The organism is Burkholderia sp. AU28863 (genome assembly GCF_002223195.1).
GTDB classification, from domain to species: Bacteria; Pseudomonadota; Gammaproteobacteria; order Burkholderiales; family Burkholderiaceae; genus Burkholderia; species Burkholderia sola.
In genome coordinates, this window is the sequence record NZ_NKFE01000006.1 from 229127 (window position 1) to 244253 (window position 15127).

The following is a 15127-nucleotide window of genomic DNA, read 5'->3' on the forward strand; positions in this document are numbered from 1 at the left end:
TGTCGCGAGTATGCCATGGGCTGCCCTTCGGCGGTCAGTCCGGCGCGCGGCCGGGTTGCCCGCGCGCCTTGTACGGCAAGCGCTTGCGCGGATCTTCGGTGATGCGAACGAAAACCTGCTCGACGTCCGGAAGCGCCTCGAATTCGCGTTGCAACGCGTGGCGATCGAGCGTCGTATGCGCGCATCCTTCGACGTAGATGAAACGTCGCTGCACGGTAATCCACAGACTGGTGCCGCGCAGGCGATCGGAGCCGGCGAAGTGCGCCTTCGCCGCATCGGCGATCGACGCGTCGTACATATACGAGTTCGGCTTCGTGCAGCGATGGGCGAGCCAGCAGGTCGTGCCGCGTTCGGCGCGGTAGTGCGCATCGTCCGTCATCTCGGCGCGCGTCATCCACGGGCCGAGCGGCAACGGGCACTCGGCGACGTCCTGCGACAGCGCGACGAACGGATCGTTGTACCAGTTGCGCCGCGCGTCGGGCGCGTCGGCATCGCCCGACTGCGCGAGCGCCGCGCTCGCCAGCAACATGGTCAACCACCCTGCGAAGCCGATCCGCTTCATCGTGACCTCCTGTTCGATGCGTTACATCGGGCCGCATCGGCGTCGCCGAACGGCCTACCGGCCGATACCGAGCGCGGCCAGTTTCTTGTACAGCGTCGCGCGGCCGATGCCGATGCGCGCGGCCGCTTCAATGACCTTGCCGTCACAGGCCGCCAGCGCATCGGTCAGGAACTGACGCTCCCACGCCGCCAGTGCATCGGCATACGAAGCGGCCGGCGCGCCGGATGCCGTCGACGCATCGTCCGCACACTGCTCGGCCGGCACCGCGGCAACCCGCTGCGCCGGCGCCGCGCCGTCCGGCGAGATGCGCACCGGCCCGAGAAACGGTGCGAGCGCGCGCGCATCGATCACCGAACGATCGGACAGCATCAGCGCGCGTTCGAGCGTATTGCGCAACTCGCGCACGTTGCCGGGCCACGGATATGCGCACAGCATCCGCAGCGCATCGTCGGTCAGCTCGCAGTGCGCGGCGCGCCCGTGCTGCGCGGCCAGCTCCTCGAGCGTCGCGTAGACGAGCGCCGCAATGTCGGATGCGCGTTCGCGCAGCGGCGGCGCATGGATCGTCAGCACGTTCAGCCGGTAATAGAGATCCGCGCGGAAACGCCCGGCCGCCACGAGCGCCGGCAGGTCGGCCGACGTGGCGGCGATGATGCGCACGTCCGCGCGCACGATCCGGTTCGAGCCGACCGGCTCGAACTCCTTGTCCTGCAGCACGCGCAGCAGCTTGCCCTGCAACGGCAGCGGCATGTCGCCGATCTCGTCGAGAAACAGCGTGCCGCGATCGGCCAGCTCGAACTTGCCGACGCGGCCCTTGCGATCGGCGCCGGTGTACGCGCCGGGCGCCGCGCCGAAGAATTCGGTTTCGAGCAGCGTGTCGGGAATCGCGGCGACGTTGACGGTCACGAGCGGCTGGAGCGCGCGTGCCGACGCCGCGTGAATCGCATGGGCGAGCAGTTCCTTGCCGGTGCCCGTCTCGCCGAGCAGCAGCACCGGCGAATCGACCTGCGCCGCGCGGCGCGCTTGGCGCTTGGTCTCGAGGCTCGCGGCACTCGTGCCGACGAAGCTCGCGAACGTGTATTTCGCGCGGCGCGCCTGCGCGAGCGAGCGCTGCGTCGCGATCAGTTGCTGCTGAAGCTGCGCATAGCGGGAAAAAATCGGCGTGAGCGTCTTCAACTGATCGAACAGCGCGAAGCCGATCGCGCCGACCGTCTCGCCGGCCTCGTTCTTCAACGGCAGGCGCGTGACGACGAGCGGCTCGCGGCCCGTCTCCATGATGTCGAGCAGGATCGGCTGGCCGGTCGATACGACCTCGCGCATCAGGCTGTTCGGGATCACGGCCTCGCAGTCGAGGCCGACGGCCTGCTGCGGATCGGCGAAACCGAAGCGCGCCGCGTAACGGTCGTTCATCCACACGACGCGCGCGTCGCGATCGACGACCACCGTGCCTGCACTCGAATCCTCGAAGGTCCGGAACAGCGACTCGGCCGCGCGCCGCAGCACGTCGCCGTAGTTGACGGGCAGGCGAGCCCAGTCGTTCATCATCGTGTCGTCGTCTCCGTCTATCGTCGGCCGGATGTCTCCGGAACGGGACGGATTATCTCACTCTGGAGACACACCGCAACGCGTTGTCCGGGAAAGCCCTGCACGATTTCGAGGGTTGGCCGGACGGCCGAAACGTCTCCGGACGGAGACGTTTTATGTAGAATCGTCAGACTTGGACCGGCGCGGGCCCGCCGGCCACCGGCGGCCCCATGTCCGGCGGCGCAATCCGGCCGATGGCACGAAACCTGCACGAACCTGAGTTGGTCCGCGGCGCATCGCGCGATCGAACAACAACCAAAGCCATTCCAAGCTTTTAGGAGACTCCCTTGTCTTTCGTGATCGTCCTCGCCGCGCTGGCGTTCCTGATGTTCGCCGCGTATCGCGGCTACAGCGTGATCCTGTTCGCACCGATCGCCGCGCTCGGCGCGGTGCTCCTGACCGAACCCGCCGCCGTCGCACCGGTCTTCTCCGGCATCTTCATGGAGAAGATGGTCGGCTTCGTCAAACTGTATTTCCCGGTCTTCATGCTCGGCGCCGTGTTCGGCAAGGTGATCGAACTGTCCGGGTTCTCCGAGTCGATCGTCCATGCGGCGATCCGCTACATCGGCCGCTCGCGCGCGAATGCGGTGATCGTGGCGGTGTGCGCGCTACTCACTTATGGCGGCGTCTCGCTGTTCGTCGTGGTGTTCGCGGTCTATCCGTTCGCGGCCGAACTCTATCGCCAGAGCAACATCCCGAAACGGCTGATGCCCGGCGCGATCGCGCTCGGCGCGTTCTCGTTCACGATGGATTCGCTGCCCGGCACGCCGCAGATCCAGAACATCATCCCGACCACGTTCTTCAAGACGACCGCCTGGGCCGCGCCCGCGCTCGGCACGATCGGCTCGCTGTTCATCATCGTCGTCGGCCTCACGTATCTCGAATGGCGCCGCCGTTCGGCGATGGCGAAGGGCGAAGGCTACGGCACGTCGCTCGTCAACGAGCCGGAGCGCGTCGAGGCGAAGGCGCTGCCGCATCCCGCGCTGGCGATCCTGCCGCTGATCCTCGTCGGCGTGTCGAACTTCGCGTTCACGAAGCTGATCCCGCAGTGGTACGGCGCCGCGTCGTACACGGTCGCGCCCGAAGTGCTGCCGGGCGTGCACGCGCCGGTCACCACGTCGATCAAGACGGTCGTCGCGATCTGGTCGGTCGAGGCCGCGCTGCTGCTCGGTATCGTGCTGGTCGTGCTGACCGCGTTCAAGCGCGTCAGCGGCCGCTTCGCGGCCGGTTCCAAGGCCGCCGTCGCCGGCGCGCTGCTCGCCGCGATGAACACCGCGTCGGAATACGGCTTCGGCGGCGTGATCGCCGCGCTGCCGGGCTTCCTCGTCGTCAGCGATGCGCTGAAGAGCATCCCGAACCCGCTCGTCAACGCGGCAGTGTCGGTCAGCTCGCTTGCCGGCATCACGGGCTCGGCGTCGGGCGGCATGAGCATCGCGCTCGCCGCGATGTCGGACCTGTTCATCAAGGGCGCGCAGGCGGCCAACATCCCGCTGGACGTGCTGCACCGGGTCGTCGCGATGGCGAGCGGCGGCATGGATACGCTGCCGCACAACGGCGCGGTCATCACGCTGCTCGCGGTCACGGGCCTCACGCACCGTGAGTCGTATCGCGACATTTTCGCGGTCACCATCATCAAGACGCTCGCGGTGTTCTTCGTGATCGCCGTGTACTACGCGACGGGGCTCGTGTAAGCGTTCGCATCAGGGCGGCGCTTCGTACGCCGCCTTCCCGTCTTTCAAGATCGGACCGCATGCGCACCGGAACGGATTCCGGAATGCGCATCCGGTCCGATTTCATTTCCTGCCGGTCGAATCAGGCCAAACCATGCCGCAGCGCTTGCACGCGCGTGGCGGCTGCCCGGGCCATTGCACAGCCTCGCCCCTTACGCGCCCATTGTTACCCGCAGCAAAACACTGCGTTGGGCGCGATCGCATTTTTCGCGCGCCCGCCGCGGCCTACACTGGTTTCAATGTCGCGCGGCGCTTCGACGAACGAAGCGTCGCGATTCACCGGAATCGTGGAGGTCCCGATCATGAAACGCCTGATCCAAGCCGTTGCCATCGCCCTGGCCGTCTCGGCCCCGTTCGCCGCACAGGCCCAGTCGAACCAGCCGCTCACGCGCGCGCAGGTCCACGCCGAAGTCAAGGCGCTCAAGCAGGCCGGCTTCCAGTCGAGCGACTGGTTCTATCCGGCGAGCATCGTATCCGCCGAAGCAAAGATCGCGCGTCAGCACGACGCCGCCGGATACGGCAGCGATCGCGGCGCGTCGTCGGAATCGGGCCGGTAACGAATCCCCGGCGCGCTCGACGATGCCCCGGCGCGTCGTTACGCCTTCACGGGCTGGATCAGCTTCGCGCACGCCGCCGCCTGCGGATCGCCGGCAGGCAGCTTCCCGCATACGCCGTCGAACTGCTTGACGACCGTCCTGACCGACGCATCGTGCGCGCCGCTGCCGCGCCAGCGGTTAAGCTGCGTGACGACCTTGGTCAGCGCGCGCAGGTTCGCGCCGTAGAACGCGTCCCGGGTCTTGTCGGCCTGCGCGAGCACACTGGCCGCAATCCCTTCGATGCGCGCCGAATCGTCCGGCGCCAGCTCGACCGCATTCGCGAAGTAAGTCGCGCCCCAGCGCAGCTTCGTCGCCGGCCCGCTCGCCGCATCGTACGCCTTGCGATACCAGTCGAGCGCGGCCGCCTTGTCGCCGCGCGCCTTCGCGTTCGTGGCCAGTCCCGACATGAAGTAATACGGCGTGGACGAACGCGGCAGCTCGGCCTTCAGCAATGCATCCGATTCGTCGTACAGCCCAGCGTCGGTCAGCGTGTCCGCGCCTTCGCTGACGAGCGCGTGCCGCTCGTACGCGTTCGCCGCGCCCTGCACCGACGCGGCGATCTGCTTGCGGGCGGTGTCGGCCAGCGCCGTCGCCGCGAGCGGTGCGCCGTTGCGCGCGTCGCCACGCGAGAGCAGCACCCGTCCGTGCAGCGCCATCAGCCGGTCGATCGACGACAGCGTGGTATCGGTCGACAGGCGCGCCAGCGCCGTGTCGTACGCGCCGCGCAACTTCGTGCGCTGCGCGTCGTCGCGGCCGAGATACGCGACCACGCGCGCGGGCGCCGCAACCAGCACGTCCGAATCGGCCCGCGACAGCGCGGCATCGTGCAGCACCGTGCGCAGCGAATCGGCAAGCGCGGCCTTGTCGAGCGCGCCGGCTTGCGTCGGGTCGTTCGACGCGGCAACCACCGCCGACTTCAGCGCGAAGCGCGCCGATTCGGTTTTCGCACCGGCCGCCCGCGCGCGTTGCGCGAGCGACTGCAGCGTCTCGGCGACGCGATCGGCCGGCACCGGCAGCGCGCCGTCGGTATCCCATGAATAGTCGGCCAGCAGGCGCCAGTCGTCCGGCGTCAGCGCAGCGCCGTTCTTCAGCGCGGTCGCGAGCGTCTGCCGCACCGGATGCGCGGCCGTCATCCCGAGCGACAGCGCCTGCATGTAGCGGTCGAGATCGGCTTCGCCGGGCAGCCGCGTCACTTCGGTGCCGTCGGGACGGAACAGGATCATCGTTGGATAGCCGTGCACCTTGAAGCGCTCGCCGAGCTTCTGTGCGCTTTCGGTATCGCCGTCGAGATACACGGGCACGAAGAACGACGAACGCGCCTTGAATGCCTGCTGGCTGAAGATCGTCGACTTCACCTGATTGCACGACGGGCACCATACCGCGCCCCAGTACAGCAGCAGCGGCTTGCCCTCGCGCTTCGCGAGCGCGAACGCGGCATCGACGTCGCCGTGTTGCCACGCGATGCCGGGCGGCAGATGCGCACCGTCGGACGATGCGCTCGCCGCCGGGGCGCCCGCGGGCGTGGCGGCGGCAAGCGCCGCGCTGGCGGCAGCGAACAGGCAGGCGGCGGTGAGATTGCGGAGAACGGTTTTCATCGAAGCGGGTTCCGTTGAAAAGGACGGTTTCAGGGAGATGCCGCACACGCAACGAAGGCCGTGAAACGATGACGATGAGGCCGGCCGACGTGCAGCGCCGCGCATGCATCGATACGGAAAAGCGAAGCCGGCCGCAGCTGCCGGCAAATCGTTCGACGATACGACGGGTACAGCCGAAGGAAAACGAACGAATTCTCGATTGGATATGACGCGCGGCCGCGTGTGCCGTCACATCCGCGACGGCAAGCCCTTCATTGCCGCGCCTTGATCCGCGCCATGTGATACACGGACGCATGCACGCCGTCGCGCAACGCGTAATCCGGCGATTCGCCTTCGATGCGGAAACCGTGTTTCTCGTAGAGCGAGATCGCCGCGCGATTGTCGGTGAACACGGTCAGCTCGAGACGCGTAACGTTCAGCCAGTGCTCCGCGAGATCGATCGCGGCCGCGAGCAGCCGGCCGCCGATGCCGCGTCCGTGACGGGCCGCATCGACCATCATGCCGAGCGCCGCCGCGTGACGCCGGCGCGGATTCGGCTCGGGATGCAGGCCGAGATGGCCGACCACCGTACCGTCGATTTCGGCGACGAGGCTCACGCCGTGCTCGCGTATGTTGTCGAGCCGCGTCTGCCATTTTTCGAGCGACGGAAACGGCTGCTGCAACGTATTCATGTACACCGCGGGATGCGCGGCGATCTGCCGGATCGCGTCGACGTCGTGCGTCTCGCTGTGCCGGATTCTGATATCGGTCATGGGTGGGCCGGTTCCGAAAAGTCGCGCCGAAAGCGCAGGCTGCACAAGCGCGCAGCAACGCAACGAGCTTAGCCGATTTCACGCATTTGAAACACGGGGTCCCGCCGTCGCACGTCACGTTGCATCCGCAACGAAACGCGGCCGCGCCATCTTCGCGAAACTCGGAAAATTCTGACCGGTCGCACCGGCCGCGATCGGTAATTTCTTACCTTCCTCAGCCCCGCATCGCGCTTGAACGAATCGTTGCATGCACAACGTCACGTGCGCGACATGCAATGTCATTTCTTCATCACGTCGGCGTCATGTCGCCTCCCTAGACTGGGCGCCGCCCGAGCCTGGCATGCGCTTGGCCGGTGCGTGCCGACATCTGCCCCGCGCATCACGAGCGCGCGGCGCACGGGATCGCGACGACGAGGCCACAGCGTCCACGCGACGTCGCGCGTCGGGCGTCGGACGCGATGCCCGCACCGCCGCGACGCGCGGCCGACGCACCGAACGCGCACACATCGGCGATCGCCCCGGGGCGGGGCGACGCCCGGGCACCACCAGACGCACTCACGAACGCTCCCACCCTCACAGGATCCGAACGCCATGACGTCACGCCGCAAATTCCTTCAGCAGACCGCCGGTTCCGGCCTCGCCGCCGCCGCGCTGTCCGCGTTTCCGCCGAGCATCCGCCGCGCGCTTGCCATTCCTGCTTTCCACGAAACGGGAACCATCCAGGACGTCAAGCACGTCGTGCTGCTGATGATGGAAAACCGGGCGTTCGACAGCTACTTCGGCACGTTCAAGGGCGTGCGCGGCTATGGCGACCGCTTCGCGGTACCGTCGCCGAACGGCCGCGACGTGTTCTATCAGGCGTACACGAAGGGGACGCCCGCCGCGACCGTGACGCCGTATCACCTCGATGCGCGCCAGGGCAACGCGCAGCGCGCGGGCGGCACGCCGCACACGTGGGCCGATTCGCAGGCCGCGTGGGATCACGGCCGGATGAACCGCTGGCCCGACGCGAAGACGCCGCTGTCGATGGGCTATTACGACGCGGCCGAAGTGCCGTTCCAGCGCGCGCTCGCCGATGCGTTCACGCTGTGCGACCACTACCACTGCGGGATGCACACGGGGACGATCGCGAACCGCCTGTTCTACTGGAGCGGCACCAACGGCCCGAACGGCGTCAGCCCGGCCGACGGCAGCCGCGTGAAGATCGCCGCGCTGAACAACCAGTTCAACGGCGGCAACGACATCGGCCCGTCGAGCCAGGGCTGGACCTGGACGACCTATGCCGACCGGCTGCAACAGGCCGGCGTGAACTGGAAGGTCTACCAGAGCCTGATCGACAACTTCGGCTGCAACGAGATGATGAGCTTCCGCCACTGGCGCGCGGCGATCGAGCAGATGCCGGCCGCGCGCCGGCCCGCGTACGTCGCGTCGACCGACATCACGCAGCCGGTGACGGCGGCCGGCGCGTTCTACGACCCGGCGATCGACGATCCGCTGAGCCCGCTCGCGAAGGGCTTCGGCAACACGATGCCGTACGGCTTTCTCGAAACGTTTCGCGACGACGTCCGCAACGGCAAGCTGCCGGAAGTGTCGTGGATCATCCCGCCGTCCGCGTACAGCGAGCATCCGGGGCCGTCGAGCCCCGCGCAGGGCGGCTGGTACGTGCAGGCCGTGCTCGACGCGCTGACGGCGAACCCGGAGGTCTGGAGCAAGACCGTGCTGCTGGTCAACTACGACGAGAACGACGGCTTCTTCGACCACATGCCGTCGCCGGCCGTGCCGTCGCGCAACGCCGACGGCACGCTCGCGGGCGGCCATACGCTGTCGGCCGCCGACGTCGCGGTCGAGTACCACGACTTCGCGCCGGCCACGGCGAGCCAGCCGGCAGCCGACGGCCGTCCTTACGGCCCGGGCCCGCGCGTGCCGATGTGGATCGTGTCGCCGTGGAGCCGCGGCGGCTGGGTCAATTCGCAGGTGTTCGACCATACGTCGACGCTGCGCTTCCTCGAGACGCGCTTCGGCGTCGCGGAGCCGCAGATCAGCGCGTACCGCCGCGCTGTGTGCGGCGACCTGACGAGCGCGTTCAACTTCCGCACGCCGAACAACGAGCCGCTGCCGACGCTCGCGGGCCGCACGACGAAAAGCCAGGTCGACGCGCTGAGCGCCGCGCAGCAAGCCGCGCCGAAGATCGTGCCGCCCGCCACGCCCGCGCTGCCCGCGCAGGCCACCGGCGTGCGCCCGTCGCGCGCGCTGCCGTACGAGCTGCATGCGAGCGCACGCACCGATGCCGGCGCCGGCACGGTCACGCTCAAGTTCGCGAACACCGGCCGCGCCGCCGCCGTGTTTCACGTCTATGACAAGCTGCACCTCGACCGGCTGCCGCGGCGCTACGTCGTCGAGCCGGGCAAGAAGCTGCACGGCGACTGGGCCGCACGCGCCGACAATGGCGGTAAATATGACCTGTGGGTACTCGGCCCGAACGGCTTTCACCGCCGCTTCACCGGCGACCTGAGCCGCGTGGCCGGCGCTCGCGCGCCGCAGCCGGAAGTGCGCGTCGGCTATGCGGGCGCAAGCGGCAACCTCCACCTGCGGCTACGCAACGACGGCGGCGGCACGGTACGCTTCACGGTGAAGTCGAACGAGGTTTACGGGCCGCTGTCCGGGCGCGGCGCAAACACCGACCACGGTCATGGCCACGGCAACGAAAACGGCAACGGCGCCGGCACCATGTGGACGGTCACGGTACACGCCGGCGACCAGTCCGAACTGCACTGGAAGCTCGACTCGACCGGCCATTGGTACGACTTCATCGTCACCGCCGACAGCGACGCGAGCTTCTCGCGCCGCGTGGCCGGCCGCGTGGAAACCGGCCGCCACTCGGTCAGCGACCCGGCGATGGGGTTCGCCGACCGCTTCTGACGCCGCCGCGGCGACGCGCGGCGCAGCGCGTGTCGCCGCCCGCGCCGGCGTGGCCGCGAACGCCGTTCGGGTACCGGTTCCGGCCGGCCCCCGATGCGGCGCAGACGCCCGCCCGGCGCGGCTCAAACATCAGAAGGATCGGTGGTATCGCCCTCTTTTCATCCCCACGAAAATGCTCCGTGTCGCGGCCCGTTCGCGTTAAACTGCGTCAAGCTGTATTCAACAATGACATCTTTTGCCGCTACGGCATCCACGACACGAGGATAGGTTCGATGCGCACTACCGGCTCATCCGGGGCAATGACCCTGCTCACCGAACACGACGCGGCCGACGGCCGCGAACTGCGCTCGCTCCGGCTCGAAGCAACGGCCGACGGCAAGAGCGTGCTGCTGATCGAGGTCGACGAACGCAAGCCGGGCATCCACCGCGAGGTCCGCTACGAGATCACGCCGGCCGAACTGATCGCGGCGATCCGCTCGCACGGCGCCGAGCTGCCCGGCGAAAACCACGGCGCCGCATCGCTCGCCCGTACGCCATCCTGATTCCGAATGGTGAGCCGCGTGCAATGCGTCGGCTCACCCACATCCCCCTGCCGCCGTCAGGCGCTTTGCATCATTCCCGCCGCTGCGTTGAAAAAGGCCGATAATCGGTCCATCTGCGTTTCCCGCCCACGCGTTTCCTTTTCGGCCTGCCGTCATGCTCCGTGACCTCGTCGCCCAGTACGGGCCGCTTCTCGTGTTCGCCAACGTCCTCGCGGCGGCCATCGGCCTGCCGGTGCCGGCGATGCCGACGCTCGTGCTGTTCGGCGCGATGTCCGCGATGCATCCGGCGATGATCGGCTCGCAGCTCGTGACGGTCGTGGCGATGTCCGTGCTCGGCGCGCTGATCGGTGACACGGTCTGGTACGTCGCCGGGCGGCGTTACGGCGGCACGACGCTGAAGACGATCTGCCGGCTGTCGCTGTCGCGCGATACCTGCGTGAAAAAGACCGAACGCTTCTTCGGCCGCTACGGCGTGCGCGTGCTCGCGGTCGCGCGCTTCATTCCGGGCTTGTCGCTGGTGTCGGTGCCGATGGCCGGTGCACTCGGCACGCGCTATCGCACGTTCGCCGGCTACGATGCGCTCGGCGCCGCGCTGTGGACGATCGTCGGGCTGGGCGCCGGCCTCGTGTTCTACCGGCAGATCGACTGGCTGTTCGCCGGCGCGAGCCGCCTCGGCCGCGCGGTGCTGCTGGTCATCGTCGCGCTGCTCGCGATCTATGCGGCCGTGCGGTGGATGCGCCGCCGTGCGCTGATCCGTCAACTCGCGAACGCGCGGATCGGCGTCGACGAGCTCGACATGCTGCTGCGCGACACCGCCGCCCCGGTGGTGCTCGACGTCCGCTCGCCCGAGCATCGCAAGCTCGACCCGTTCACGATTCCCGGTGCGCAGTTCGCCGACGAGCGCCAGATCGGCGACATCGTCGCGCGCTATCCGCTCACGCAGAAATTCGTCGTGTATTGCTCGTGCCCGAACGAAGTGACGGCCGCGCTGATGGCGAAGCGCCTGCTCGATGCAGGCTTCACCGATGCGCTCGCGCTGCGCGGCGGCCTCGATGCATGGCGCGATACGGGCCGCCAGCTCACGTCGCTCGTCGAAGAGATGCCCGCCGCGAACGATTCCGTGGCGGGCTGGCACAAGCCGGCCTGATCGCACCGATCATAGGCCGGCCCATACGACACAGGGGACGTGCGTCCCCGTTCCATCAGAACGCGTGCAGCGGCAGGTTCACGACCAGACGGTACTCGGTGTTCGTCGCGTCCGAGTAATGTGCCGAGCCGTTGTGCCACATCGCGATGAACGTGACCTTCGTGTTCTTCAGCTTGCCGCTCTGGAACGTGTACGACGGGATGAAGCCGAACTCGTGGTGACGGCCCTGCACCGGCGCGCCGTTGCTCCAGTAGATGCTCGACTTGCTCGGGTCGTTGGCCGCGCCCGCGCTGCCGTCCGCCCCCCAGCCCGTCACGCCCCACACCATCGCCTTGAAGCCCGGCAGGCCCGCTTCCTTGCCGTAGAACGTGTAACGCAGCTGCAGCGATTTTTCGTGCGGCGCGTTGTAGTCGACGTCCATCGAGTTGGTCAGGAAGATGCCGTTCGTTTCGTTCAGGTAGTCGAAGAACTGGTCGCCGAGCACGTGCTGGAAGCCGAGCAGCAGTTCATGCGGGCCGTGCTGCGCGGCGAGCGACAGGCTGTACGCGTTGTTGTTGATCTTGCCCTGCAGCGCATCGCCCGTGTCGTGCGTCGAGTAGACGTTGCCGAAGCCGGTCCACTTGATCGTCTGCGGGCTGCCGATGCTGTGCTTCACCGACGCGTAGTACTGGTGCCACACGTCGTCGGCCTGATTCGCGTACAGCGCCACCTCGCCGTTCGGCGAGTAGTCCCACGTGCCGCCGACGTACGACAGGCGATTGATGCGCGTGCCGCCGTACTGCGTCGTCAGGTTGGTGAGCGTCGTATGGCCGCGCGCGTCGGTCTTCGTGAAGCTGCCGGCCTCGAGCATCACGTTCTTGAATTCATTGCTGACGAGCGTCGCGCCGAGGAACGTCGGCGGCAACGCGCGGTTGTCGTGCTGCTCCATGAACGGGTTGTCGACGGCCTGCAGACCGTACTTGACCACCGTGTTCGAAATGCGCGCCTTGATGTCGTAGATGCCCGGGTAGGCCCATGCGAGCTGGTTGCCGCCGCCGCCGCCCTTCGCGATGTGCACCATGCTGCCGGCGCCCTGGCCGCCGTCGAGCTTCAGCGCCGCATACAACGAAGCGTCGAAGCCGATCCCGATCAGGCCGGTCGTGTAGCCCGACTCGAAGTTCGCCATCGCGCCCTGGACCCACGCATGACGATGCGGCCCGCCCTTGCTGTCGAGCACGTCCGCATAGTTGCGGAACAGGAAGTCGAGATGGCTGTCGGCGATGAAGCCGTTCGATTTCGACTGCGCCGACGGCTCGTCGGGCGGCGTGACGGCCTGGGTCGCCTCTGCGTTGATCACGGCGTTCGGGGTCGTTGCCTGCGCAACCGAAGTGCCCGACCCGGCGGCCGGCGCGGCCTGCGCGACCGTCAGCGGCGCGGGCGCCGCGTCGTCGGCGTGCGCGACGCCCGTCAGCGAGACGCCGGCAAGCGCCGGCAGTCCCCAGGCAAGCAGCATCTTCGATGCCGTCCCGATCTTTTTCTGCTTTTTCATCGTCATTCTCGTCTTGTGTTGATATCGTCCACGCCGGTTGCGATCCGCTTCCAGCCCCCCGGCGAGCCCGGCTAAGGACGCGCCTGTACCTGCGGCGCGAAGATCGTTCGCGCCGCACCTACCCCTGTTGACCTGCCTTGGTTATGTTTGCTGCGTTACTTCACATCACACCGCGCCCGCGCGGATGCACGCGACGCGCGCCGCCGACCCCTGCCGTACTTCCGGCAGCGGCACGTCCTGCGCGCATGCGTCGATCGCGACCGGGCAGCGCGTGCGGAACGCGCAGCCGGACGGCGGGTTGAGCGGCGAGGGCATCTCGCCCGCCAGCAGCATCGGACGGCGAGCACGCTCGCGCGCCGGCTCCGGCGTCGGCGCCGCATCGAGCAGCGCCTTCGTGTACGGGTGCTGGGGCACGCCGTACACGTCATGCCGCGTGCCGAACTCCATCACGCGGCCGAGATACATCACGAGCACGCGCTGGCTGATGGCCTTCACCACCGCCAGGTCGTGCGCGACGAACAGATAGGACAACGACAGTTCGCGCTGCAGATCGCGCAGCAGGTTCACGATCTGCGCCTGGATCGACACGTCGAGCGCCGAGACGGGTTCGTCGCAGATCACGAGTTTCGGCTCGCTGATCAGCGCGCGCGCAATGCCGACGCGCTGGCACTGCCCGCCGGAAAACTCATGCGGATAACGCAGCAGGTGATGCGCGTTCAGGCCGACGCGTTCGAGCATCGAGATCACGCGGCGGCGCACTTCGGTACGGCCGAGGCCCGGCTGATGGGTGACGAGCGGCTCCGCGACGACCTGCTCGATCGTCATGCGCGGATCGAGCGAGGCGAGCGGATCCTGGAAGATCATCTGCACTTCGCGCCGCATCGCGGTGCCGCGCAGGTGATCGGGCGCCACGGCCTGGCCGCGCCATTTCACGGTGCCGGCCGTCATCGGCACGAGGCCAATCAATGCGCGCGCGAGCGTCGATTTCCCGCAGCCCGATTCGCCGACGAGCCCGACCGTCTCGCCGCGTTTGACGTCGAACGACACGCCGTCGACTGCGCGCAGCATGCCCTTCGGCGACCACGGATAGCCGCCGAGCGGCACGCGGAAATGCACTTTCAGATTCTCGACGGACAGCAGCGTGTCGTCCGTCGCGCCGGCTTGGCGGCGTTCATCGACGCTCATCGCAGACCTCCCGTCAAATCGGCCAGGGGCCGGTGGCACGCGCGCACCGCGCCCGCGGCGCCATAGGTTTCGAGCGCCGGGCGCTCGGCGCCGCAGCGTTCTTCCGCATACGTGCAGCGCTTCGCGAACGCGCAGCCGGCCGGCGCGGTGCCGGGCATCGGCGGGTTGCCGGGAATCGCGACGAGCGGCGCGTCGTCCGCGTCGGTCAGGCGCGGCAACGCGTTGAGCAGCCCGATCGTGTACGGATGCGACGGCGCCGCGAAGATCGATTCGGCCGGCGCGTATTCGACGGTGCGGCCCGCGTACATGACCATCACGTCGTCGGCGAGGCCGGCAACCACGCCCATGTCGTGCGTGATCAGCACGATCGCGGTGCCGCGCTCGCGGTTCAGCTCGCGCAGCAGGTCGATGATCTGCGCCTGCACGGTCACGTCGAGCGCGGTGGTCGGCTCGTCGGCGATCAGGATTTCCGGCTCGGACAAGAGCGCCATCGCGATCATCACGCGCTGACGCATGCCGCCCGAGAACTCGTGCGGATACATGCGGATGCGGCGCGCCGCATCGGGAATGCGCACCGATTCGAGCGCCTCGATCGCGCGCTTGATCGCTTCCTTGCGCGACAGCTTGCGATGCAACTGCAGCGTCTCGGTCATCTGCCGCTCGATCGTCAGGAACGGATTGAGCGACGTCATCGGATCCTGGAAGATCATCGCGATGCGATCGCCGCGCACCGCGTTCAGCGCGCGCGTATCCATGTCGAGCAGGTTGTCGCCGCGGTAGCGCGCGGCGCCGGTCGTCGTGCCGTTGCCGGCCAGCAGGCCCAGCAGCGCCATCACGGTCTGGCTCTTGCCCGAGCCCGATTCGCCGACGATGCCGAGCGTCTTGCCGGCTTCGAGCGAGAACGACACGCCGTTGACGGCGTCGATCGGCGGCGCATCCTTGCGCGTGAAGCGCACGCCGAGGTTTTCAACTTCCAGTAGAGCGGCCATC

At 68.0% G+C, this 15127-nt stretch carries 13 protein-coding genes; 5 read left to right on the forward strand and 8 right to left on the reverse strand.

All coding sequences use genetic code 11. The features are described from left to right. Positions 1-34: 34 nt before the first annotated feature. Both CFB81_RS27645 and CFB81_RS27650 read right to left on the reverse strand, forming a co-directional pair. Entirely contained in the window at positions 35-562 is a 528-nt protein-coding gene (locus CFB81_RS27645; RefSeq protein ID WP_089437272.1) for a BON domain-containing protein, read from the reverse strand. A gap of 54 nt (positions 563-616) precedes the next feature. Next, a complete protein-coding gene (locus CFB81_RS27650) occupies positions 617-2104 on the reverse strand; it encodes a sigma-54-dependent Fis family transcriptional regulator (RefSeq protein ID WP_069621654.1) in 1488 nt (495 codons plus the stop codon). Between the two features lie 326 nt (positions 2105-2430). Between CFB81_RS27650 and CFB81_RS27655 the strand changes: the two genes are divergently transcribed. Further along, positions 2431-3834, forward strand: a complete 1404-nt coding sequence (locus tag CFB81_RS27655; protein ID WP_069621655.1) for a GntP family permease — start codon at positions 2431-2433, stop codon at positions 3832-3834. Positions 3835-4039: 205 nt separating this feature from the next. On the opposite strand, the gene CFB81_RS36300 is transcribed toward CFB81_RS27655, so the two are convergent. Further along, positions 4040-4177: a hypothetical protein gene (locus tag CFB81_RS36300; RefSeq protein WP_179236081.1), complete on the reverse strand. Its 138-nt coding sequence runs from the start codon at positions 4175-4177 to the stop codon at positions 4040-4042. Between CFB81_RS36300 and CFB81_RS27660 the strand changes: the two genes are divergently transcribed. Continuing rightward, a complete protein-coding gene (locus CFB81_RS27660) occupies positions 4176-4430 on the forward strand; it encodes a DUF4148 domain-containing protein (protein WP_069621748.1) in 255 nt (84 codons plus the stop codon). The two genes, CFB81_RS36300 and CFB81_RS27660, sit on opposite strands and share 2 nt — an antisense overlap. A 38-nt stretch (positions 4431-4468) precedes the next feature. Here CFB81_RS27660 and CFB81_RS27665 read toward each other — a convergent pair whose 3' ends face one another. Both CFB81_RS27665 and CFB81_RS27670 read right to left on the reverse strand, forming a co-directional pair. Further along, entirely contained in the window at positions 4469-6064 is a 1596-nt protein-coding gene (locus CFB81_RS27665) for a thioredoxin family protein (RefSeq protein ID WP_089437273.1), read from the reverse strand. Positions 6065-6315: 251 nt separating this feature from the next. Next, positions 6316-6816: a GNAT family N-acetyltransferase gene (locus CFB81_RS27670; protein ID WP_089437274.1), complete on the reverse strand. Its 501-nt coding sequence runs from the start codon at positions 6814-6816 to the stop codon at positions 6316-6318. A 591-nt stretch (positions 6817-7407) separates the two neighbouring features. Here CFB81_RS27670 and CFB81_RS27680 point away from each other — a divergent pair. The 3 genes from CFB81_RS27680 to CFB81_RS27690 all read left to right on the forward strand — a co-directional run bounded on the left by CFB81_RS27680 (position 7408) and on the right by CFB81_RS27690 (position 11424). After that, complete coding sequence (locus CFB81_RS27680; protein ID WP_089437275.1) at positions 7408-9735, forward strand: phosphocholine-specific phospholipase C; 2328 nt, start codon at positions 7408-7410, stop codon at positions 9733-9735. Between the two features lie 272 nt (positions 9736-10007). After that, entirely contained in the window at positions 10008-10277 is a 270-nt protein-coding gene (locus CFB81_RS27685; protein WP_050013367.1) for a hypothetical protein, read from the forward strand. A 154-nt stretch (positions 10278-10431) separates the two neighbouring features. Then, a complete protein-coding gene (locus CFB81_RS27690) occupies positions 10432-11424 on the forward strand; it encodes a DedA family protein/thiosulfate sulfurtransferase GlpE (RefSeq protein WP_069621659.1) in 993 nt (330 codons plus the stop codon). A 55-nt stretch (positions 11425-11479) separates the two neighbouring features. Here CFB81_RS27690 and CFB81_RS27695 read toward each other — a convergent pair whose 3' ends face one another. From CFB81_RS27695 to CFB81_RS27705, 3 genes are all read right to left on the reverse strand, one after another. Then, entirely contained in the window at positions 11480-12952 is a 1473-nt protein-coding gene (locus tag CFB81_RS27695; protein ID WP_069621749.1) for an OprD family outer membrane porin, read from the reverse strand. Positions 12953-13117: 165 nt separating this feature from the next. After that, complete coding sequence (locus CFB81_RS27700; RefSeq protein WP_069621660.1) at positions 13118-14137, reverse strand: ABC transporter ATP-binding protein; 1020 nt, start codon at positions 14135-14137, stop codon at positions 13118-13120. Beyond that, the gene (locus tag CFB81_RS27705) at positions 14134-15126 is read right to left on the reverse strand and encodes an ABC transporter ATP-binding protein (RefSeq protein WP_089437277.1); all 993 of its coding nucleotides are present in this window, start codon (positions 15124-15126) and stop codon (positions 14134-14136) included. The genes CFB81_RS27700 and CFB81_RS27705 overlap by 4 nt, the downstream gene beginning before the upstream one ends. Position 15127 lies beyond the last annotated feature (1 nt).

Coding starts and splice junctions, on each gene's coding strand:
- CFB81_RS27645 (WP_089437272.1), bottom strand. CDS start 562: ATGAAGCGGATCGGCTTCGCAGGGTGGTTGACCATGTTGCTGGCGAGC.
- CFB81_RS27650 (WP_069621654.1), bottom strand. CDS start 2,104: ATGATGAACGACTGGGCTCGCCTGCCCGTCAACTACGGCGACGTGCTG.
- CFB81_RS27660 (WP_069621748.1), top strand. CDS start 4,176: ATGAAACGCCTGATCCAAGCCGTTGCCATCGCCCTGGCCGTCTCGGCC.
- CFB81_RS36300 (WP_179236081.1), bottom strand. CDS start 4,177: ATGATCGGGACCTCCACGATTCCGGTGAATCGCGACGCTTCGTTCGTC.
- CFB81_RS27665 (WP_089437273.1), bottom strand. CDS start 6,064: ATGAAAACCGTTCTCCGCAATCTCACCGCCGCCTGCCTGTTCGCTGCC.
- CFB81_RS27670 (WP_089437274.1), bottom strand. CDS start 6,816: ATGACCGATATCAGAATCCGGCACAGCGAGACGCACGACGTCGACGCG.
- CFB81_RS27680 (WP_089437275.1), top strand. CDS start 7,408: ATGACGTCACGCCGCAAATTCCTTCAGCAGACCGCCGGTTCCGGCCTC.
- CFB81_RS27685 (WP_050013367.1), top strand. CDS start 10,008: ATGCGCACTACCGGCTCATCCGGGGCAATGACCCTGCTCACCGAACAC.
- CFB81_RS27690 (WP_069621659.1), top strand. CDS start 10,432: ATGCTCCGTGACCTCGTCGCCCAGTACGGGCCGCTTCTCGTGTTCGCC.
- CFB81_RS27695 (WP_069621749.1), bottom strand. CDS start 12,952: ATGAAAAAGCAGAAAAAGATCGGGACGGCATCGAAGATGCTGCTTGCC.
- CFB81_RS27700 (WP_069621660.1), bottom strand. CDS start 14,137: ATGAGCGTCGATGAACGCCGCCAAGCCGGCGCGACGGACGACACGCTG.
- CFB81_RS27705 (WP_089437277.1), bottom strand. CDS start 15,126: ATGGCCGCTCTACTGGAAGTTGAAAACCTCGGCGTGCGCTTCACGCGC.